The sequence below is a fragment of the Planococcus sp. PAMC 21323 genome (assembly GCF_000785555.1).
Taxonomy (GTDB): Bacteria; Bacillota; Bacilli; order Bacillales_A; family Planococcaceae; genus Planococcus.
Window position 1 is genome coordinate 2257100 of the sequence record NZ_CP009129.1, and the last position, 20522, is coordinate 2277621.

16 protein-coding genes are annotated in these 20522 nt (G+C 38.7%); 8 read left to right on the plus strand and 8 right to left on the minus strand.

Annotation, left to right across the window (positions count from 1 at the left end; genetic code table 11):
- Positions 1-6 precede the first annotated feature (6 nt).
- The 3 genes from PLANO_RS11350 to PLANO_RS11360 all read left to right on the plus strand — a co-directional run bounded on the left by PLANO_RS11350 (position 7) and on the right by PLANO_RS11360 (position 3267).
- Entirely contained in the window at positions 7-1203 is a 1197-nt protein-coding gene (locus tag PLANO_RS11350; protein ID WP_038704560.1) for a LysM peptidoglycan-binding domain-containing protein, read from the plus strand.
- A gap of 223 nt (positions 1204-1426) precedes the next feature.
- Positions 1427-2614, plus strand: coding sequence for a processed acidic surface protein (locus tag PLANO_RS11355; RefSeq protein WP_038704561.1), 1188 nt, complete (start codon positions 1427-1429; stop codon positions 2612-2614).
- Positions 2614-3267: a class D sortase gene (locus PLANO_RS11360; RefSeq protein ID WP_156108905.1), complete on the plus strand. Its 654-nt coding sequence runs from the start codon at positions 2614-2616 to the stop codon at positions 3265-3267. The genes PLANO_RS11355 and PLANO_RS11360 overlap by 1 nt, the downstream gene beginning before the upstream one ends.
- Positions 3268-3316: 49 nt before the next feature.
- Here the strand turns inward: PLANO_RS11360 and PLANO_RS11365 are convergent, their stop codons facing one another.
- Positions 3317-5983 (minus strand): CDP-glycerol glycerophosphotransferase family protein, encoded by a 2667-nt coding sequence (locus PLANO_RS11365; RefSeq protein ID WP_038704562.1) that lies wholly within the window; start codon positions 5981-5983, stop codon positions 3317-3319.
- Positions 5984-6188: 205 nt separating this feature from the next.
- On the opposite strand from PLANO_RS11365, the gene PLANO_RS11370 reads away from it, so the two are divergent.
- On the plus strand, positions 6189-7244 hold the full coding sequence (locus tag PLANO_RS11370) for an acyltransferase family protein (RefSeq protein WP_038704563.1): 1056 nt from the start codon (positions 6189-6191) through the stop codon (positions 7242-7244).
- A gap of 113 nt (positions 7245-7357) precedes the next feature.
- Here the strand turns inward: PLANO_RS11370 and PLANO_RS11375 are convergent, their stop codons facing one another.
- Positions 7358-8776, minus strand: coding sequence for a trypsin-like peptidase domain-containing protein (locus PLANO_RS11375; RefSeq protein WP_038704564.1), 1419 nt, complete (start codon positions 8774-8776; stop codon positions 7358-7360).
- A 269-nt stretch (positions 8777-9045) separates the two neighbouring features.
- Between PLANO_RS11375 and PLANO_RS11380 the strand changes: the two genes are divergently transcribed.
- Entirely contained in the window at positions 9046-9438 is a 393-nt protein-coding gene (locus PLANO_RS11380) for a DUF805 domain-containing protein (RefSeq protein WP_038704565.1), read from the plus strand.
- A 47-nt stretch (positions 9439-9485) separates the two neighbouring features.
- On the opposite strand, the gene PLANO_RS11385 is transcribed toward PLANO_RS11380, so the two are convergent.
- Positions 9486-9854: a hypothetical protein gene (locus PLANO_RS11385; RefSeq protein ID WP_038704566.1), complete on the minus strand. Its 369-nt coding sequence runs from the start codon at positions 9852-9854 to the stop codon at positions 9486-9488.
- 115 nt (positions 9855-9969) lie between these two features.
- A complete protein-coding gene (locus tag PLANO_RS11390; protein WP_038704567.1) occupies positions 9970-11100 on the minus strand; it encodes an IscS subfamily cysteine desulfurase in 1131 nt (376 codons plus the stop codon).
- A 100-nt stretch (positions 11101-11200) separates the two neighbouring features.
- Here PLANO_RS11390 and nadB point away from each other — a divergent pair, with 100 nt between their 5' ends.
- Genes nadB through nadA form a run of 3 tightly spaced genes read left to right on the plus strand, consistent with a single transcriptional unit; the run spans position 11201 to position 14681 of the window.
- Positions 11201-12739, plus strand: a complete 1539-nt coding sequence (gene nadB / locus PLANO_RS11395) for an L-aspartate oxidase (protein WP_038704568.1) — start codon at positions 11201-11203, stop codon at positions 12737-12739.
- The gene (gene nadC, locus PLANO_RS11400; RefSeq protein ID WP_038704569.1) at positions 12736-13590 is read left to right on the plus strand and encodes a carboxylating nicotinate-nucleotide diphosphorylase; all 855 of its coding nucleotides are present in this window, start codon (positions 12736-12738) and stop codon (positions 13588-13590) included. Before nadB ends, nadC begins: the two co-directional genes overlap by 4 nt.
- Positions 13587-14681 carry a quinolinate synthase NadA gene (gene nadA / locus PLANO_RS11405; protein WP_038704570.1) on the plus strand — a complete coding sequence of 365 codons (1095 nt, stop codon included), beginning with the start codon at positions 13587-13589 and terminating at the stop codon, positions 14679-14681. Before nadC ends, nadA begins: the two co-directional genes overlap by 4 nt.
- Before the next feature lie 508 nt (positions 14682-15189).
- On the opposite strand, the gene PLANO_RS11415 is transcribed toward nadA, so the two are convergent.
- The 4 genes from PLANO_RS11415 to glpK all read right to left on the minus strand — a co-directional run bounded on the left by PLANO_RS11415 (position 15190) and on the right by glpK (position 20517).
- Entirely contained in the window at positions 15190-15741 is a 552-nt protein-coding gene (locus PLANO_RS11415; RefSeq protein ID WP_038704572.1) for a divergent PAP2 family protein, read from the minus strand.
- A 115-nt stretch (positions 15742-15856) separates the two neighbouring features.
- On the minus strand, positions 15857-16945 hold the full coding sequence (locus PLANO_RS11420) for a threonine aldolase family protein (protein ID WP_038704573.1): 1089 nt from the start codon (positions 16943-16945) through the stop codon (positions 15857-15859).
- 140 nt (positions 16946-17085) lie between these two features.
- Positions 17086-18762: a glycerol-3-phosphate dehydrogenase/oxidase gene (locus PLANO_RS11425; protein ID WP_038704574.1), complete on the minus strand. Its 1677-nt coding sequence runs from the start codon at positions 18760-18762 to the stop codon at positions 17086-17088.
- Between the two features lie 252 nt (positions 18763-19014).
- Positions 19015-20517 (minus strand): glycerol kinase GlpK, encoded by a 1503-nt coding sequence (glpK, locus tag PLANO_RS11430; protein WP_038704575.1) that lies wholly within the window; start codon positions 20515-20517, stop codon positions 19015-19017.
- Between the last annotated feature and the right edge of the window lie 5 nt (positions 20518-20522).

A 20522-nucleotide genomic window follows, 5' to 3' on the forward strand; every position in this document is an offset into this window, starting at 1 on the left:
AGAAAGGTGCTTTCTTTTAAATGGGTAAAAGTCACAGCTGCGTTGCTATTAATCCTATTTACCGTCTTCTCTTTCTCTAGTCAGTCTCAAGCTGCAAGTTCCACATATATATCAAAAGGCAATACGACGAGCAAAGTAGTCGCACTCACTTTTGATGATGGTTCAGATGGCACAAATATTAACAAAATCTTAGATGTGTTGTCAGCCAATAAAGTCGATGCAACATTCTTTCTAACAGGATCTGGCGCAAAAAACCATCCATCTTGGATCAAGAATATTTCAACTAAAGGTCACCAAATTGGGAACCATTCATATTCACATCCTGATTTTACAAAACTGTCGGCTGCAAAAATTAAAAGTGAACTTGCCACAACAGAAACTACGCTTAAAGACATCACAGGTAAATCAACTAAACCCATTTTCAGAGCTCCATTTGGTGCGTCTAATGCAGCTGTTTTAAAAGCTGTTGGTGATGCAGGGTATACCCATACCATTCAATGGAATATTGACACGGTTGATTGGAAAGGTGTTTCTTCTTCACAAATTACCAACAAAGTTATGAATAATATTGTGCCTGGATCCATTGTGTTAATGCACACAGGTGCTGGCGCGTCTGGAACACCAGGAGCTTTGCCAGGTATGATTAGCAAACTAAAAGCCAAAGGATACACATTTGTCACTGTATCCGAATTATTAAATTTACCTTCCACTCCTGTCAGCGGCACCAACTATACAGTCAAATCTGGGGACACCCTTTACAGCATTGCCAAAAAATTCAATGTAACGGTTCCAGCCTTGGCCAAAGCCAATAACATCACCAATTATAATTTGATTCGTGTTGGTCAAGTACTAACAATTCCAGGGAAAGCTACACCCCCTCCTGCTACTGCAGTGAAATATACAGTTAAAGCCGGAGACACTCTTTACAGTATTGCGAGAAAATACAATGTTACTGTTTCAGATTTAGCTAAAGCCAATAGCATCACCAATTTCAATTTAATCCAAGTCGGACAAGTTTTGACCATCCCTGGAAAAGCTGCGCCCCCTCCTGCTACAACAGTGAAATACACAGTTAAAGCCGGAGACACTCTTTACAGTATTGCGAGAAAATACAACACCACTGTTGCTAAAATAGCTGCAGCCAATAGTATCACGAATGTTAATGCCATTCGTGTTGGACAAGTGCTGGTTATTCCACAATAGTGTTCAACTAGTCCTTAATAAATTACGACAAAAAGAAGCTGGAAGCTATTTCCCAGCTTTTTTTTGATTTTTGCGGTAATTATAGTTTCACCTTAAAATGTTACGCGTTTTAGAAATTACTTTGAATTTCAATTTATATGATTATTTATACCTATTCTATATATTTAAGTCCAAACCTATAATAGTATAGATATTCCATTTTTTATAAAACAGGAGGAAGAAAATGAAGCGTTTAGTTGTGTTTTTAGTAGTTTTAGGGTTTGTACTCGGTACATTGCCACTATCTGCATTTGCGATCAAGTCCGATGAAGCTGAGTTTAATGCATTTTTAGTAAAAATCAATTGGGATAAGCAAGATTATCTAGACTATTTAGATAGTAAAGACTGGTCTTTAGATGAATTTGATTCGATTGATGAGTTAGGTACACCTTTGACTGAAAAAGGCATTCAGCTTTTAACAGAAAAACTGGAGCTGACTCGCACAGAATTAAATGAATTACTATATGAATACGGTGACCTTGAGTATGGCGAAGATGTTCTTGACGGCATCTATTTAATCTTCATTGAAGATGTAGAATACTTTAGTGAGTTTTACATGGACGATTACACTGGTACGCCGATTGATGATTCAAACCTACAGCAATTGATGGATGACTTTGGTTTTTCATCGGAACAGGAATTAGAAGAATTTTTACAAGGTTATTCTGATTCTCTAGAAAACTACGACTATATCGAAGAATTAGAGGATTCTCTTCTTTTTTATACTGAAATGGATGATTACGAGTTAGATTTTAACGGCCTTTTCACTAGTCTTGGATTGACTGAAGAAGAAGTGGAAAGATTGATTGCTCATTTAGAAACATTGAATTACGAAGATCCTGCATTTGAAGAAAAACTTACACAATTAAGCAATCGCATGATGGCCATTGGTGATTTTGAGACAGCTGACGAATTAACAGCAGAGCAAATTGCTGAGATGATGGATATTTATAGCAACATGATTAATTTGTTTGAACTAAAAACTACGTACTTTTTTGTAAAAGATGGTGTGAAAAGCCCAGTTTCATTAGCAACGTTAATGACGCTTGAATCTACAGAAGGTGCGGACTTATTAATTGAAATTTACAACTTGAAAGATGTATTTTTAGCCGACATTTTATTGACTGCTGATATGTTTGGGTCAGACTTAATTGTTGATACAGGTAAGGATTTAAGTGCTGTAGAAACAATTATTTCAGCACCTACCGTATTGCAAAAACCAACTGCGTCTCCACCTAGTACGACGAAAACACTAAAAGGTGGAAAATTACCAGTTACTGCTTCTAATTTTGTACCCTCTTTACTGTTTGGACTTGCTTTACTTTTAAGTGGGATTGTTTTATTCCGTCGCTTGAGAGCTGAACAAATTTAATGATGAACGACAAACACAAAAAAAGAAGAAGCAAGAAATCGCTTCTTCTTTTTCTATCTATTGGCCTGGTTTTTTCCGGTTTATGGTTTAGCACTACAAGTACTGCAACTTTTGTAAAAGCTTATATGCTTTATAAAACAGGCAATGTTGAAGCAAAAGATTTTAGCAGCAAGCCTAAGTCTCCACAAATTGAAATTGCTGAGAAGCCTTCAAAAAAAGAAACACTGAACCTCGAGTATCCCCAAAAACCTGAAGTTGGCGACCTGATGGGAGAACTACTAATTCCTAAGCTTGAAGCTAGCTTGCCGATTATTCACGGTACAGATGAGGATGAATTAGAAAAAGGCGTGGGACATTTTGCGCAAAGTGTACTGCCCGGTGAAAATGACAATTCAGTATTGTCTGGCCATCGTGATACCGTTTTTCGTGAACTTGGCGAAATTGGAAAAGGCGATATTTTCATAGTCAAAACCTATGCAGGTACCTTCACTTACAAAGTACGCCAAGTTCGTATCGTCGATCAAGACGACCGAACCGTTATCGTTCCTAAGCCAAAAGCTACCTTGACAGTTTCTACGTGCTATCCATTCGATTACATTGGATACGCTCCCGAGCGCTATATTTTAGTAGCTGATTTGATTTCAAGTAAATAAAAGAGCGGTGAATTTAAATTTCACCGCTCTTTTTCTAATTTATTTTCCATTACGAATTTCTTTTAGCCTCTATTAGCTTTTGTACTTCATCGTATATACGTTGGCTATTGTTTTGATCTTGATGTTTAATAATACCCGTTATTTCATATTCGAAATTCGCAAAGTTGCTCTTAATTCGGTCTTCAATAATGGTAACAAGCTCTTCCTCGTAAGACCCAATCCCACCGATAAATGTTTCTTCAATCGGTCGCAAAATACCTTTACGGAAAAATTGCTCTACATCAAAATGGTAATAAACGACCGGTTTATTGAGTAATGTAAAGTCAAAGCTGACACTGCTATAGTCTGTTATTAACAAAGCATGGTCAATAAGCAATTGTTGAACTGTTTGCGAACCTAACGGGATAAATTTGATATGCTCATGCATATTCTCAATTTCACTTTGGAAATAATCTTGAGCACGGTAATGTGGATAAAAATTAATATTCACATCATATTCTTCAAGAAGTCTAAGTAGTTTTTCATTTTGGATTAAATTTGAATACGCTAAAAAATACTCACTCTTTAAAAATTGTTCGTCAGTATTAATCCAATCACGCCATGTGGGCATCAGTAAAATATCTTTAGGTGGATCGACTTGGATTAGATTATCAAAACGTGCCAAACCAGTTGCAACTACTTCATGATCATCGTAGCCCATCTCATCCATTACAATCACTTTCTTTTCAGGCTCTGAGCTAACAATAAATAAATCAAATGGCATATCGTAATTTTTTTTATGATATTCCACATTTTTGCGTCCCAATACTCCATGTTGAAGGAATATCTTGATGGTTTCTTCATATCCAAAAAATCCTTTAGCCGGTTTATAAGGTAAGATGTTTTCTAAGTCATGTGTACCCAGTAAAACTTTCGCTTTAAAAGCAATTTCAAAATGCTTAGCGGACCCAAAAATCAATATATTTGGAAGATGCTTAATCTGTTCATAATCTGAACTGTCTTCTTCAATTACATAATAAGCTTCAAGAGATGTATGCTCCTGTAACCATTTAAAAAAGACGATGCCATTATCTTGAGCGGTATTCGTACGTTCCCCCATCAACCAGACATTTTCATCTTTTACTTCAGTATCTCGTGGAATTTCCACATCTTTTCTCACAGTAAATGATTCCACTTTCACATTATTGAAAGGTGTTGTGGTAATCATGAAATGATGTTCATTGCCTTTATCATCTAATTGTTTAGTATAGCTATAATAATTGTCTTTCTTGTATTGCGCTTTAGTATATCTAATTTTTTCTTTACGAATAATCTCTTGTGAGCTATTTTCTATAACTACAAACAAATCGAGAACTGTTTTATCTTTACTTTTCAGACCGATTAAATCCAAACTCTTGAGATCAACTGAAAACTCTCCAGATATAGGAACTTGAAGCGACTCTTGAGACATACGATCTTCTATCATTAAATACGCTTTAGAACCTATAAAATCTTCGATTGATCCAATCATGCCTTTTATCTGAAAATCTTTTACTTCACTAATAGATTTCTTAAGCTTAGCTGACGTCATTGCTAATCCAAGCGATAAATCTTTTCGACGATAAAACTTCAGTTTAACCAACTGCGAGTTTGATACAATCTTGTACCGTGTCGTGGTAGTTTGCAACGTATATTTGTCTAGATTAAACTTATATACTTTAGGCTCACTACTATGCTCAACAAGAAAAAAACGCTTTACAAATAAATTATCCATCAAAACGTTCATTGGCAGAGTGGTTTGAAAAAGTCTGTTGTTTCTTTCCAATGGATAGGTTTCGAGTAGACCACTTTTTGGTTCATCTACTTGAAGAGAATATTCCACATCTATTCCTCTATTTCCTAGAGAAAACAATAGAAGAAACTCATAATCTTGTTTTTCTTCAATAACAATAGAATCAACTTCCATTGAATGTGGTTGTAATTCCAAATACATAAAAGATTCTCTTCGTAGAACTTTAAATTGATGATAATAAGTGTTGAAAGACTCAGTAAAATCATTATTCAGATTTAATGAGTATAATTTATTATCCATGTAAAGAAACAACCTCCATAAACCAGCTGCCATTTCGGAAAGATCGTCGAAAACAAAGTTGTTACTTTCAGCATCTCGTCTACCTGTTAGCACACGGAATTGATAGTTATTAAAAGCATAAAGTTCAACATTTTTAACATCTTTGTTCATTGCAGTCGAAAACTCTATAGACATGGTAAGAGCGCCATATTGTACAGATTTCACTGCCCCTTTGATCGAACTATCCGTAAAGTAAAAGTCAGCAAACCGATTGTTGACAATGATGTTTCTTTTTACTTTAGTCGATAAAAGTTTATTAGCGATTAATATTGATTCTTGAAAATCTCCCGCTCTATACATGTCGTGTTCTGTAATCCATATTTTTTTATTATTAATCGTTAATTGTATATTTGAACTCGATGTAACCAGCGAAAGTAATTTTTTCGGAAGTGCTACAATCAACCTATTTTTATGCACAAACTCGCAAGTGAGCGGAAAAATTTCTTCGTTAATAAAAAATTCCGCTTTCGCATTTTTTTTGGCGGTTAAGAAGTTCGACAATTCAAACTGAAAAACTAAATTTTGTTCATCAAAATAGTATTTTTCTACTTCTACTCTTTTTACTAATCTTCTTTTCACCTTATTTGTAAATCTTTTTAAAATCATAGCTCTTTATCTCCTAGACAATTTTATTATGGCAATATCTTATATTATCATCCTTCTAATTTCTGTCAATTGATTTAAAGATAGACAGTCGGCAAAAGAATATTTATACTGTACTAATGTGAACAGGTACATCCATGTCCTTGTTTTATCAAGTATAGAAATAACCTGGCTATTTTCAAACCAGGGAATCAATTGGAGCAATCAAGTGAAAAATTTAAATGAAATCAATATTATAAGAGCCCTTATGTGTCTCGCTATTGTTGTTACTCATTCAATCTCAAATTATTTAAAAAATATAGAAGTTGATCAAGTTGCCTACGACCAATATATCTTGTGGATACGGTTTGCATTGCTTTGCTCTACACCTATATTTATTTTATTATCCGAAACTCTTCTTTCAAAAAACTACCCAAATGGATTAAAAAAGGGGTTTTTCATTAAACGAATTCAATATATATTAATCCCATATTTATTGATTGGTTTAATCGTTAGTTACCGTGGTTCAAGTAAAGACTTAACATCTTTTATTGAAGTAGCTTTCCAAAAAGTAATATATGGTCAATGGTACGGATTTTTTGTCATAGTCATTTTCCAATTTTATATTTTGCACTGGTTAATCGGAAAATACTTAGCACGTGTTAACCCTCTTGGACCGATTTTGGTATCGTTTGCTATTTCTTTTGCTCATGTATATTGTTTTGTACATGTTGCTACCTATGAAAATTTTATTTTAACAAATTATCCATTATGGTATAAAACCCATATCTTTATGTGGCTGTTTTATTTTATTGTCGCATTTTATATCGGTCAATACTATGAACAACTTGTCACATTTTTAACCGCTAAAATATGGATACCGATTTTGACAACAATTACGAGCTTTGGAATAATCGTATACAATTATATAGAATTAGATTACACAAGAATTTCAAGTGAACGATACGATATGTTGCTGTATTCTGTAAGTGTCTTCTTTCTATTAGTGACATTAATTCGTAAATTTAATTTTAATAACCAGACACTGGTTATTATTAGTAATTTCTCGTTTTTCATCTATTTAACACATATGATTTTCTTGCCTTACTTTGTAAAACTTGCAATGACTTTTGGTGAAAATTTCTTCGTATATGTAATAATTATGACATTCCTGACAATTTCATCTTGTATTGGCGTAGCATTCTTATTTTATCAAAATCGTCTTACACGCCACATTACAGGAAAAATCAGATACTTGGAGCCAATATCTCTAAAACAAAAATAAGAACATTTCAATAAGGACACCCGCCCAGTCCATTACAAACAATGATTGTTTTCACGGTTATAAAAAAACCGCCTATCGGCTTAGCTGATAGGCGGTTTTTTGGTACATAGACTCTACTCTTTATTCACAATATCCGAAACATAGTAGAAACCATATTCATCCATAACAATGGTATAAGTTTTGCTGCGTTCTTGAACAGACCAGTTACCTGCTCCATCTTTGAAATCAAAAGCTTCTTCTGTTTGAACAACTGCATAATCTTCAAATATCTCTACATCTGAGATATCTAACTTCGTAAAGTTGAATTCCATTCCTTTACCTGAGATATCTACAATGTACTCACTGATTCCATTGTAGATATCACTTTGATAAACAAGCAAATTTTGAACATAGAAAAAGTCTTCTTCTTTCAATGCTAGCTCGTAATAATAACGGAAATCTCCGATAAATTCACTTAAGTTCGCTTCGTTAAAATTCATTTCTAAATCGATATCGTATTCATAGTCTTCATCTTCATAGCTATTAAAATCTTCATATACATTAAATACTGCAGCAACTTGTTCCGCTGACATAGGGTTTGTTACCCATTTTGATAACTGTCCATGCATTGAATACAAGGGAATAGAAAAGCCGATTGAATCTCCTTCTTCCATGACCAAGGAGTTGATTCCAATCACTTTGCCAGTGGTTGCATCAACCAACGGTCCACCGCTACTTCCCGGCGCAATTTTAGCGTCGATTTGATAAATATCTTCATACGTAAACTCTTGGTAGAAATCACGGTCAATTCCTGTTAGATAACCGATTGACGCAGTATTTTCCATGCCGGCTGGACTGCCGAGCGCAATAACTTCTGTTCCAACATCCGTAGTGCCCATTTCTGCTTCTAATGGTGTAAACCCTTCAAATGCCTCTACATGAATCAATGCAATATCTGATTCACCAGAAATCCCAACCACTGTCCCCGGATGGTCTTGTCCGTTAATATTACGAACGACAACATCTGTATATCCTGCCACAACATGAGCGTTCGTTACGACCATTCCTGTGTCAGAAAACAAAAATCCGGATCCTTGGCCACCTTCTGATAATACGGTATAAACTTTTTGCTGTGCTTCTTTAATAATGGCTGTTTTTTCTTTTTTCTTTGGTTCTATTTTTTCCTCTTGTTCAGAAGGCGGTACAATGTTTTCAACCTTGGTAACAGTTCCCACTGTTTGTTCCTCCGCTGGAACCGTTTCTTCTGGTTCTTCAATTTCCTCAATTTCCTCAACTTCTTCAATTTCTTCAGGTTCCTTCGTTACTTCTGGTTCCTCTGGCTTAGTCTCTACTTGTTCAGGAGGCTCGGCATTATCGCTCATTAATTGAGCAGATCCTATTCCGACTCCGAGCAAAGTTAGCACTAAAATAATGACATACGTCAGGTTACGCTTTTTGTGCTTTTTATTTCTAGTCTGTATGAGTAAATGCCCACAATCTTTACAGTATTTTGAGCCCTCTACATTTTCAGTTCCACAGTTATTGCATTTCATAGTTGTACCCCCTTGATGATCTAGCATAAAGTTCTTCATTTTCTTCCATTATAAACCTTATAACGTAAAACAACTACTCGAGGTTGCAAGATGTAATGAAGTCTTCGTATTTGTAATAAATCTATCTATTCAGAACATATTTTTACCATCAAAATCATAATTATATTCTAAAATATAAATAAAATGTAAAATTTTTATATTTTATCTACTTTAATATCCCATATAGTGATATAATCGATTCAGTAAAATACTATATTTTAGGAGATGGAATCTCGAAAGAATTTTTAGATGTTTTCAAAAAGAGCTTAGATTTTAAAAGTAGATCGCGTCGTAAAGAATATTGGATGTTTATCTTATTTACCAGTATTATCTCAGTTGTTTTATCTATCATCGAAATTGTATTAGGCTTAGAAATTGCAACAGACATCGGTCTTTTAAGTACTATATTTACACTCATTATTTTAATTCCAAGTTTATCAGTGACCATTCGCCGCTTACACGATATTGGTCGTACAGGATGGTGGGTACTACTTAGTTTTATCCCGATTCTAGGCTGGATTGTTTTATTCATATTTACATTATTAGATAGCGAAGCTGGATCAAATAAATACGGATCAAATCCAAAAGAATTTGGACATTACTTTAAGCCTGTCAGTAACTAATAATAAAAATACACCGCAGTTGTCGAAAAGACGAGTGCGGTGTATTTTTATTTCACATCAATTTCCTGTATTTTTTTTTGAATGATTACTAGCTGTTCGAATTGAGCTGTTAAGCTTATTGCTTCTACTTCTCTCGAGATGGTAGTTGCATCCTGTAGTAAATTAGTTAAAGTCGACTGATACTGATCATACTGTTCGAAACTTAGCGTGTTTTCGCGATCTAACTGTGCATTTAGTATGCGTATTTCTTTATCTAGCTCAGTTAATTGATTTTCATATGGAGTTCCGATTTCTTTCCATTCATAATTTGGTGCAGGAGCTTCTTGTATTCGATAAGCTTGAGTGCCGGGTTGTGTTGTTAAAAGAAATCCAATGGTTAGAATAGGAATAGATATTTTCAAAAACATAGTTTTCAACTATTATTCCTCCTTCAAAATGAATGGCGTTACATTCAGCTTATCTTATCAACCAAATGCCGTAACCCTCTCTTTGAAGTTTTTAGAAATTCTTAACAGTCGCTTTACAATCTATTTATTGCACCATAGTTGATAACATTGAGGTCCGAAGCACTTGTAGAAATGCATCGATCTCCTGTTTTGTTGTATTTTTAGATATTGATATTCGAATAAACTTTCGTGCTGCATCCTGTGCAATCCCGATAGCACGCATCGCAGACATCGCTTCACCAGCCCCAATCTTGCAGGCGGTTCCGGTTGAAATAGCAATCTGGTGGCGATTACACTCGAGCATCATCCACTGGCCCTCTACATGAGGCAGCAACACTCCTTGAATAAACGGTGATTTTTCAGCATCATTTCCTATGAGCAAAACACCTTCTGGTAATTGTTCTCTAAAATAAGATTGTAAGTTTTCAGCGTGCTGTGAGCCTTTCTCCTGTTCAGAAATGGCTTCTTTTGTCGCAATTGTTGCCGCTACAATGGCTGGAACGTCTACCGTACCAGCACGAAAGCCTTGTTGATGAGTAGTTCCTTCATAAGTTGACTCCCAGTGGATACTTGGATCAACCCATACAATGCCGACTCCTTTTGGTCCCCCAACTTTGTGTCCTGAACAAACAGCACTTGTAACTCCTAAACTAGCTAAATCTAAAGGAATTTTACCTAAAGCTTGGACAATATCACAATGAAAAGGAACCCTATTCATTTTGGCAATCGCCACACATTTTGCAACTGGCTGAATCGCACCCATTTCTGAATTGACTAACTGAATGACAACTAAAGCCGTTTGATCTGTCACCATTTTCTTATATTCTTCAAAATCAAGAACTCCGTCCCTATTAACAGGCACATACCGAATTCGGTATCCTTCTTTTTCTAACTCATGCAATGTTGTAAGTACAGATGCATGTTCTAGTTGAGTAGTGACGATTTCTCGGTTCCCACCTTTTCTTCCACGTAACAAAGACCTGATGGCCAATTGGTTGCCTTCTGAGGCATTTCCAGTAAAGTAAATTCCTTCTCCTCGCACACGGAGCATATCCCCCCATGTTCGCTGACACGACTCATATAGCCCCAAGGCATCTGTACCTTTGTCATGCAAACTTTGTGTATTCCCAAAATACTTTCTAGCTATTGTTGCGTAAGCATCAATCGCACTTTCTCGCATAGGAGATGTAGCGGCATAATCCAAATAAATCGTCATATTTCCATCATTTCCTTCACATACTGTATTTTAATCTTGTAATCACTTTAGCTTTATGTCATTAATAGTGTCAAGACACTTGTAAAGTTGGTGTAAACTAATGTTTGATGTTTGTATAATTGGAGGCGGAATTGCTGGATTAATGTTGGCTCACTCTCTTCCCTCTTCTTTGTCTATCGCCGTACTCACAAAAGAAGATCTATTTTCAAGTAACACTGCTCTAGCACAAGGAGGAATTGCAGCAAGTATTGGTCCTGGAGATAATCCAATAGACCATGCAATCGATACATTTTCTGCTAGCGCTGGTCATGCAGATGCTCGTCGCGTAGAAATTTTAACAAAACAAGGATTGTCTATCGTCGAAAGCTTATTGTCTCGAGGATTACCATTTGATGCCAACGAAAATGGACTACCGCTCTTAGGTCGAGAAGCGGCACATTCAACTAAGCGAATTCTTCATGCGGGCGGCGATCAAACAGGGAAAATGTTTTTGCAGTATTTTTTAGCTATGACGGAAGACCGCGTCAAACGTCTGCCTTATCATTCTGTTCTTGAACTCGTTATAAAAGAAGGAGAATGCGTGGGAGTATGTGTAGAAGATAGCCAAGGCAATCGTTCGATCATTCAAGCACACCATATCGTATTGGCGACAGGTGGGATTGGCCAATTGTATAGCCAAACTTCCAATTCGTTAGTCGCTACAGGAGATGGCTTGTCCTTAGCCTTTCATGCTGGTGCTGTTTTAGAAGATTTGGAATTTGTTCAGTTCCATCCTACGGTCTTGACGCTCCACGGTAAATCTCACGGATTAATTTCTGAAGCTGTACGCGGTGAAGGTGCTTTACTTGTCGATGCTGATGGACAACGTATTATGACAGATTTTCACCCATTAATGGAACTAGCGCCTCGAGACATTGTTGCTCGTGTTATCGAAAGGCATTGGCAACAAAAAGGTCCAGTCTTTCTAGACGCTCGACAAATTCTGCAATTCAAATCAAAATATCCTTCGATCTTCAAAAATTGCAATAACTTACATATCAATCCAGAAAAAGATTTGATTCCTGTTAGACCTGGCGCTCATTTTCATATGGGTGGCGTTCAGACTGACGAGTGGGGAGCAACATCTATCCCTCGCCTTTATGCTATTGGCGAAGTGGCTTCAACTGGTGTCCACGGTGCAAATCGACTCGCAAGCAATTCCTTACTTGAAGGTTTGGTGTTCGCCAAACGTTTAGCGAGTAAATTACTAGATACCGGGTTTAATTTTAAAGAGTTGGAAATTCAGTTGACTCAAGTGACAGAGGAATTCACTTTGCCTGCGGATCTGCAACTTCGAATGACACAGCAAGTAGGAATTTTACGAGACAAAGACAAACTTCAAAAATTCAGTGCCGATTTCCCCCTTTGCGGATTTGATTTGCAGCGTTATTCTAGTCAGCACATTAAAGATATTCACCGGTACACTGCTAGCTGCTTGATTGCTAAAGCTGCGTTATTGAGAAATGAAAGCCGTGGTGCGCATTTTAGAAGCGACGTGTCAGAGACTTCCGCATTGTGGGCCGGTAAAACAGTTGAGTTGTCTTTAGCAGGTGCCGCATTTGGAGAACGCATATTACAACAAAAGGAGATTGTGTTATGAATCGCTTAAAGGCTCAAGAAGCTATTAAGAATTTTTTATTAGAGGATATTGGAGATCGTGACTTGTCATCTATATTATTTAGTCCCGAAGATTGGGGTGAAGCAGTGGTTCGTTTAAAACAAGATGGAGTCGTCGCAGGTCTCGAATGCTTTCTATGGGGATACAATTTACTAGACCCTGCAGTGACAGTAGAATTTTTAAAAAGGGATGGAGATTGGGTAGAGTCTGGCGAAGCTATTGTCCGCATAAAGGGTCCTGTCGCATCGTTATTAGCAGGAGAACGAGTACTCTTAAATCTTGTCCAACGGATGAGCGCTATCGCAACATTGACTGCAAAATGTGTGGAAATCTTAAATTCTTCCCATACACGTATTGTTGATACCCGAAAAACCACTCCTGGACTGCGGATGTTTGAAAAATATGCGGTACGAACCGGTGGCGGATTTAATCACCGAAATGGCTTGTATGATGCCGTCATGCTAAAAGACAACCATATCGCCGCTGCTGGGTCTATTCGCCAAGCCGTCAATGGAGTGCGCGACCAGTTGGGACATATAACAATGATCGAAGTTGAAATTGAAAACTTAGCTCAATTACAAGAAGCCATCGAGGCACGCCCTGACATCATTATGTTTGACAATCAAACTCCAGAAACCTTAACTGAATGGGCAAAGCTTGTGCCCGAATCGATTCGTACTGAAGCTTCAGGTGGCATTGGATTAGAAAATTTGGCTGCATATCGTCATACAGGTGTCGACGTCATTTCTATAGGCGCATTAACTCACAGTGTTCACAATCTTGATATCAGCATGAATCTATCCATTTCACATAAGGAGGCACTTTATCAATGACCTTATTCCTAAAAGAATTACAGCAAGCAGAAGCCATGCCTGGCGCTTACTTACAAGCGACAACTGAAGAGCTGCATAAACGCGCAAAACATGCTCGCGCGAAACTCGGGAATCGCTTATACATACTCGGTCACCATTACCAAAAAGACGAAGTTATCCAGTATGCAGATGTGACAGGAGACTCACTCCAATTGTCTCAAATTGCTGGGCAACAAACAGCAGACTATATTATTTTCTGCGGCGTTCATTTCATGGCAGAAACTGCAGATATTTTAACTACTTCTGAGCAAGCAGTTATCTTGCCCGATATGCGTGCAGGTTGCTCTATGGCAGACATGGCCAATATCGATCAAACAGAACGTGCTTGGTCACAGTTGCAAGAACTTTTCGGTGATACAATTGTGCCATTAACGTACGTCAATTCCACAGCAGCTATTAAAGCATTTGTCGGACGCAACGGCGGAGCAACTGTCACTTCTTCTAACGCCGAGCCAATGGTGCGCTGGGCGTTAACACAAAAGCAGCGCATGCTGTTTTTACCAGATCAACACCTGGGCCGCAACACCGCCGTAAAACTAGGCATTCCGCTCGAACAAATGGCCATTTGGGATCCAATCAAACAAAAGCTCGAAGCACAATGTCCAATAGAAGACGTGCAAGTAATTTTATGGAAAGGCCATTGTTCTGTGCATATGAATTTTTTACCGAAGCATATTGACGACTTAAGACAAAATGATCCTGATCGCACTATTTTAGTGCATCCAGAATGTACGCATGAAGTGGTTAGCCAATCAGATTTTGCCGGATCTACAAAATACATTATTGATATGATTGGAGCGGCTGAGCCTGGTTCCAAATGGGCGATCGGAACCGAGATGAATTTGGTAAACCGACTTATTGCAGATTATCCCAATCTCGATATCGTCTCATTAAACCCTTATATGTGCCCTTGTCTAACAATGAACCGGATTGATTTGCCACATTTAACGTGGGCTCTTGAAGAATTGGTAGCGGGACGTGTGATAAACCGCATTCAAGTCGATGCGAAAACAGCAAGCGACGCGAAATTGGCTTTAGATAAAATGATGTGATTTAAGAAAGGCATTGCGCCTTTCTTTTTTTATTTGGGGGAGGTGCGGTGAGGAGTTTGTCGGGGGAGGTGCGCTCTTTGCTTCCCGAGGTGCGGTCTTCGCCTCCCGAGGTGCGGTCTTCGCCTCCCGAGGTGCGGTCTTCGCCTCCCGAGGTGCGGTCTTCGCCGGGCGAGGTGCGGTCTTCGCCGGGCGAGGTGCGGTCTTCGCCTCCCGAGGTGCGGTCTTCGCTTCCCGAGGTGCGGTCTTCGCTTCCCGAGGTGCGGGCTTCGCCTCCCGAGGTGCGGGCTTTGCTTCCCGAGGTGCGGTCTTCGCCTCCCGAGGTGCGCTCTTTGCCTCCCGAGGTGCGGTCTTCGCTTCCCGAGGTGCGGTCTTTGCTTCCCGAGGTGCGCTCTTCGCTTCCCGAGGTGCGGTCTTCGCCTCCCGAGGTGCGCTCTTTGCTTCCTGAGGTGCGGTTACACCAATTCCCCCCACAAAAAAGCCACTCCTCTAAAGGAATGGCTTGGTTTATTTAATGCGAACGGGTCATTCGACGACCTTGTCCATCATAAGCTAGTTGACTTTTAGAACGCTTTTCTTTTTCTTTAATTTCACGGTAGCGGTTTTCAATAGCAGCTGATACCAATCCTATAACCGTTCCGAAAGCTGCTCCTGCAGCTACTTCAACAGGTTGATGGCCAAGCAATTCTTTCAAATCTTTTTCGCGTTCCACAAATTCAAAGCTTGGGAACTCTCCAGAAAATTTCACGAAGCTGTCTTCAAGTTCATTGACTAGTCGTGCGATTTCACCAGTATGGCGACGTATACCTTGTGCGTCGTACATAACGATGACACCAAACACAATCGCAAGTGCCGTTTCGGTATGGCGTGCGCCTTTATTAGCAGCTACGTATGCCGCTAGTGCTGACACACCCGCGGAGTGAGAACTTGGCATGCCTCCTGTTGTAAAGGCTTGTCTCCAGTCCCAGTTACCGGATACGGTTTTATGTGTCACGATTTTCAACGCTTGCGCCACGCCAATTGCTCCTAAAGAAGTAATCATTCCTCTGTTCATTTTTCTCATCTGCTCATCCCCCAGTTATCAGTTTGACAACTTGTTGCTGTCATTCAATATACTTCTTTACCCATTCTGCAAAAAAATATGTTTATTCGAATAAAAAAGGAAGTCCTTTCGCACCTTACCTTAAGGTTTTCAACTTTTCTTCCAACCATTCAAAAAAAACTTTCACTTTTTGTTGAGGTATTTTTTGGTATTGATCGCCAATGCTAATTTCAAACGAACAGCCTTGCTTTTCTTTACGCAAATAGCCAGAAACACCTAAATTCATTATTTCTTGAGCTTGTGTTAGTATCGGTGCAATTTTTTCAGGTGTTTCATTAAAATGCACATGGAACATATTAGTGACAGGTACTTCAGGTATAGTGAAAATCCCTTCACACGCATTAAAATGCAAAGCCAGTTCTTTCGCTTGGGTATAATAATCTCCCATGCGATTTTTGCGCTGCGCAAAATACGTTTCCGCACTCAAAATATAGGGATACAAAGAAATCAAATCGCCGCCATGACGTTTTTTCCAAATTTTCGACTGGGCGATAAAATCACGCTCACCAGCTAAAATAGCCCCTGCGATACCGCCAATTCCTTTATACATCGACAAATACACCGAATCAAATAACTGACATAGTTCCTTAATGGTTTTTTCGTAATAAGGAAGACATTCTAAAATGCGTGCTCCATCTAGATGCAATTTGATATCTTTTTCTCGGCAATAACTTGAAATGGCTTCGAGTGTTTCATAACTGGGCAACTGGCCACCAATTTCACGCTGTGGCAACTCCAGCAAAACGCACGCAACTTCTTCACTCATTGAAGTAACGTCTTCTAACTCGATGACACGATCTTTATCTGCCAATAAAATCGATTGAATGCCGTGTAATTTCTTCAATCCATCTTCTTCGTGAATTTCCAAATGGCTTAACGGATGATAGGCCACTTTTTTGCAGTTTTTTTCATCACACCAAATTCGTAAAGCAATTTGTTGCGCCATCGTACCACTTGGAAAAAAAACGGCATCTTCTTTGCCTAAAAAGTCAGCCATTTGTTTTTGAAAATCTTCGATCACAGAACCTTGTCCGTATTTATCACTACTGACTTTACCATCAATTGATTCGAAGGCATCTTTTAAGACAGCTACATTTCTTGGTCCATGCCCTGCCAATTGTTGAGTTGTTTGTTCATAGCTATCCAATAATTTACTTCGGCTCATTATATTGCTCCTCTAATAATCAGACTATTTCAATTAACTATACCACGAATTTATATAGTATCAGTCTATTTAGAAGAGCTATTTAAACTTAAAAATCCCACCCAAAGTCATTTATAGACAATGGGCAGGATTGGTTTTAATTAGTTTGAGCTTAGTGAAGATATTTTAACTGGATGCGTTGCTTCATAAAGCAAACCTTCTAGTTCAGTGCGGTATTCTTCTGTTTGTTCTTCGCTCCACACAAGCGTTTTGCTCATATAAGCAATGACACTTTCCTTATGTGCATGTACCCAGTGAATATCAAAGAACAACGCACCCGTACGACGGATAAAGAAGTCGATTGGTTTGTATGCTGATTCGTATTCCATTGAATAACGCAACATCGCGTAAACGATTGGATCAAGTCCAGCTTCTGCTGCTTCGTCTATTCCTTTTGTATAGAAATGGAGAACTGTGTCAACATTAGCACCATAGCGACTTACCAGCATATTCATCGCGTCAGCTGTTAGCCCCATACCACTTGCTTGTCGAACACGGTCTTCTCTAAACGTTTTAAAGCCTTTCGAACCGCCTACTTCACCACCTGAAATTGGTAAGCGTTTTGTTGAGCTCTTCGGATATTTTTTGCCGCCTTCTTTTTGCAGTTGCTCGGCTACTATGTTGATAATGCTTTCGCCCATTTTACGGTAACCTGTCAATTTACCACCCGCAATTGAAATCAATCCTGAATCGGAAATGAAAATTTCGTCTTTACGTGAAATTTCAGAAGGGTCTTTTCCTTCTTCATGGATTAACGGACGCAAGCCAGCCCAGCTTGATTCAACATCTTCTTTAGTAATGCCTACTTCTGGGAACATAAAGTCAACCGCTTTTAACACATAATCACGATCTTCTTCTGTCATCGTTGGATGTGCGATATCTTGTTTGTATACCGTATCTGTAGTCCCAACATACACTTTTCCTTGACGCGGTATAGCAAACGCCATTCGACCATCTGGCATATCAAAATAAATTGCTTGTTTCATCGGGAAACGACGGCCATCAAAAACCAAGTGAATCCCTTTTGTTAACTGCAAAGTTTTACCGAATTTCGAATGGTCTTTATCACGCAATGTATCTACCCATGGTCCAGCCGCGTTAACAATTTTCTTCGCAAATAGTTCGTGGATTGTGCCATCGATTTGATCTTCTACACGAACACCCACTGCTTTGCCATTATCATATATAAAGCTTTTCACTTTTGCGTAGTTCATTGCCATAGCGCCTTTTTCGATTGCTTTTTTCATAACTTCCATTGTTAAACGCGCATCATCCGTTTTGTACTCAACGTAATAACCGCCACCTTTAATGCCTTTTTTCTTCAATAAAGGCTCACGGCGCAATGTTTCTTCTTTGCTTAACATTTTCCGACGTTCTGATTTTTTAACGCCTGCTAAAAAGTCATAGACGCGCAAACCAACGTTTGTGCTGAGCGGTCCGAATGTCCCACCTTTGTAAAACGGTAATAGCATCCATTCAGGAGTTGTTACATGCGGTCCATTTTCATAAACGATTTCACGTTCTTTTCCTACTTCTGCAACCATTTTCACTTCAAATTGCTTTAAGTAACGCAAGCCACCGTGAACCAGTTTCGTTGAACGGCTACTTGTACCTGCTGCGAAATCTTGCATTTCGACTACCGCGATGTTCATACCGCGAACCGTAGCGTCTAATGCAATACCAGCACCTGTAATGCCTCCACCAATTACTAAAACGTCCAATTGATTTTGTTTCATTTGGTTATAACGTTCGTTTCTGTTTAAACTTGAAAATTTCATAAACTCATCTACTCCTTCTTTTTTGTTTGAGATTTAGCCATCTGTCTACTTTGCTCCATAAAAACTGCATTTGCATAAAATTTCTTAAGTAGAAATCGGTTTCAGTAGGCTAAAAAATGGCTCTTTCTAACTTGTATACCCATTTTTCCAAATAAAAAGAGAGATCCAGGCACAGTTACAGAATTTTTTTCTGTGGAACTGGCTTGGTCTCTCGAAGTCTCCGGCCGTATATCTCTCGTATTAACTTGTATGTTAGTTTTCTGGTTTAAATAATCGTGTTGCTGCTACCGCTTGTTTCCAGCCATCATAAAGTTTTTCGCCGTCTTCTGTCGACATATCACGTGTAAATGTTTTGTCGATCTTCCATTGCTGAGCGATTTCTTCTTTGTCTTTCCAGAATCCAACTGCTAGTCCAGCTAAGTAAGCTGCACCAAGTGCTGTTGTTTCCTGAACGACTGGACGTTCTACCGGTACATCTAGGATATCACTTTGGAACTGCATTAACAAATCATTTGCAACCGCTCCGCCATCAACACGTAAAGTCTTCAATTCAATTCCTGCATCTTCAATCATAACCTCGACAACATCTTTTGTCTGGTATGCAAGCGACTCAAGTGTTGCACGAATGAAATGAGCTTTCGTTGTACCGCGTGTTAGACCGAAAACAGCACCACGTGCGTCTGTATCCCAGTAAGGCGTCCCAAGACCAACAAATGCCGGCACCATGTATACGCCGTCTGTTGATTCGACTTCCATTGCATAGTTTTCACTTTCAGGAGCATTTTTAATAATCTTCAAGCCGTCACGCAACCATTGAATGGCTGAACCAGCGACGAAAATACTACCTTCAAGTGCGTATTCTACTTTGCCGTCAACGCCCCAAGCCAAAGTCGTTAACAAGCCATGGTCAGATTTAACACCTTCTTCACCTGTGTTCATCAACATAAAGCAACCAGTTCCATAAGTGTTTTTCGCCATACCTTTTTCAAAGCAAGCTTGACCGAATAACGCAGCTTGCTGGTCACCTGCAATACCCGCAATTGGTACTTCGTGACCGAAGAAATGATAATCAACGGTATTTGCATAAACTTCAGATGATTGATGTACTTCTGGCAACATGCTCTTCGGTACAGTTAAAATATCTAATAATTCCTGATCCCATTCTAAATCATAAATGTTGTACATCAATGTACGCGATGCGTTACTGTAATCCGTTACATGCGCTTTGCCGCCTGACAATTTGTAAACCAACCATGTATCGATCGTTCCGAACATCAAGTCGCCATTGTCTGCTTTTTCGCGTGCACCTTCAACGTTATCTAGAATCCATTTCACTTTTGTTCCAGAGAAGTAAGCATCCACTAACAAACCTGTTTTATCACGGAAAACATCATTCAAGCCTTGTTTTTTCAATTCATTACAAATGCCATCTGTTTGACGTGATTGCCAAACAATCGCTTTGTAAATCGGCTTGCCTGTGTGACGATCCCAAACAACGGTAGTTTCACGTTGGTTTGTAATCCCAATACCTGCAACTTGATCTGGGCTAATATCTGATTTGCGGAAAGCTTCTGCCATACACGCTAAAACCGATGTCCAGATTTCATTTGCATCATGTTCTACCCAGCCTGGCTTTGGAAAAAATTGTTCAAATTCCTGCTGGCCAGATTCCACGATTTCGCCTTTGTGATTAAACAATACTGCACGTGAACTTGTCGTACCTTGGTCGATAGATAAAATATAATCTTTACTCAAAATGA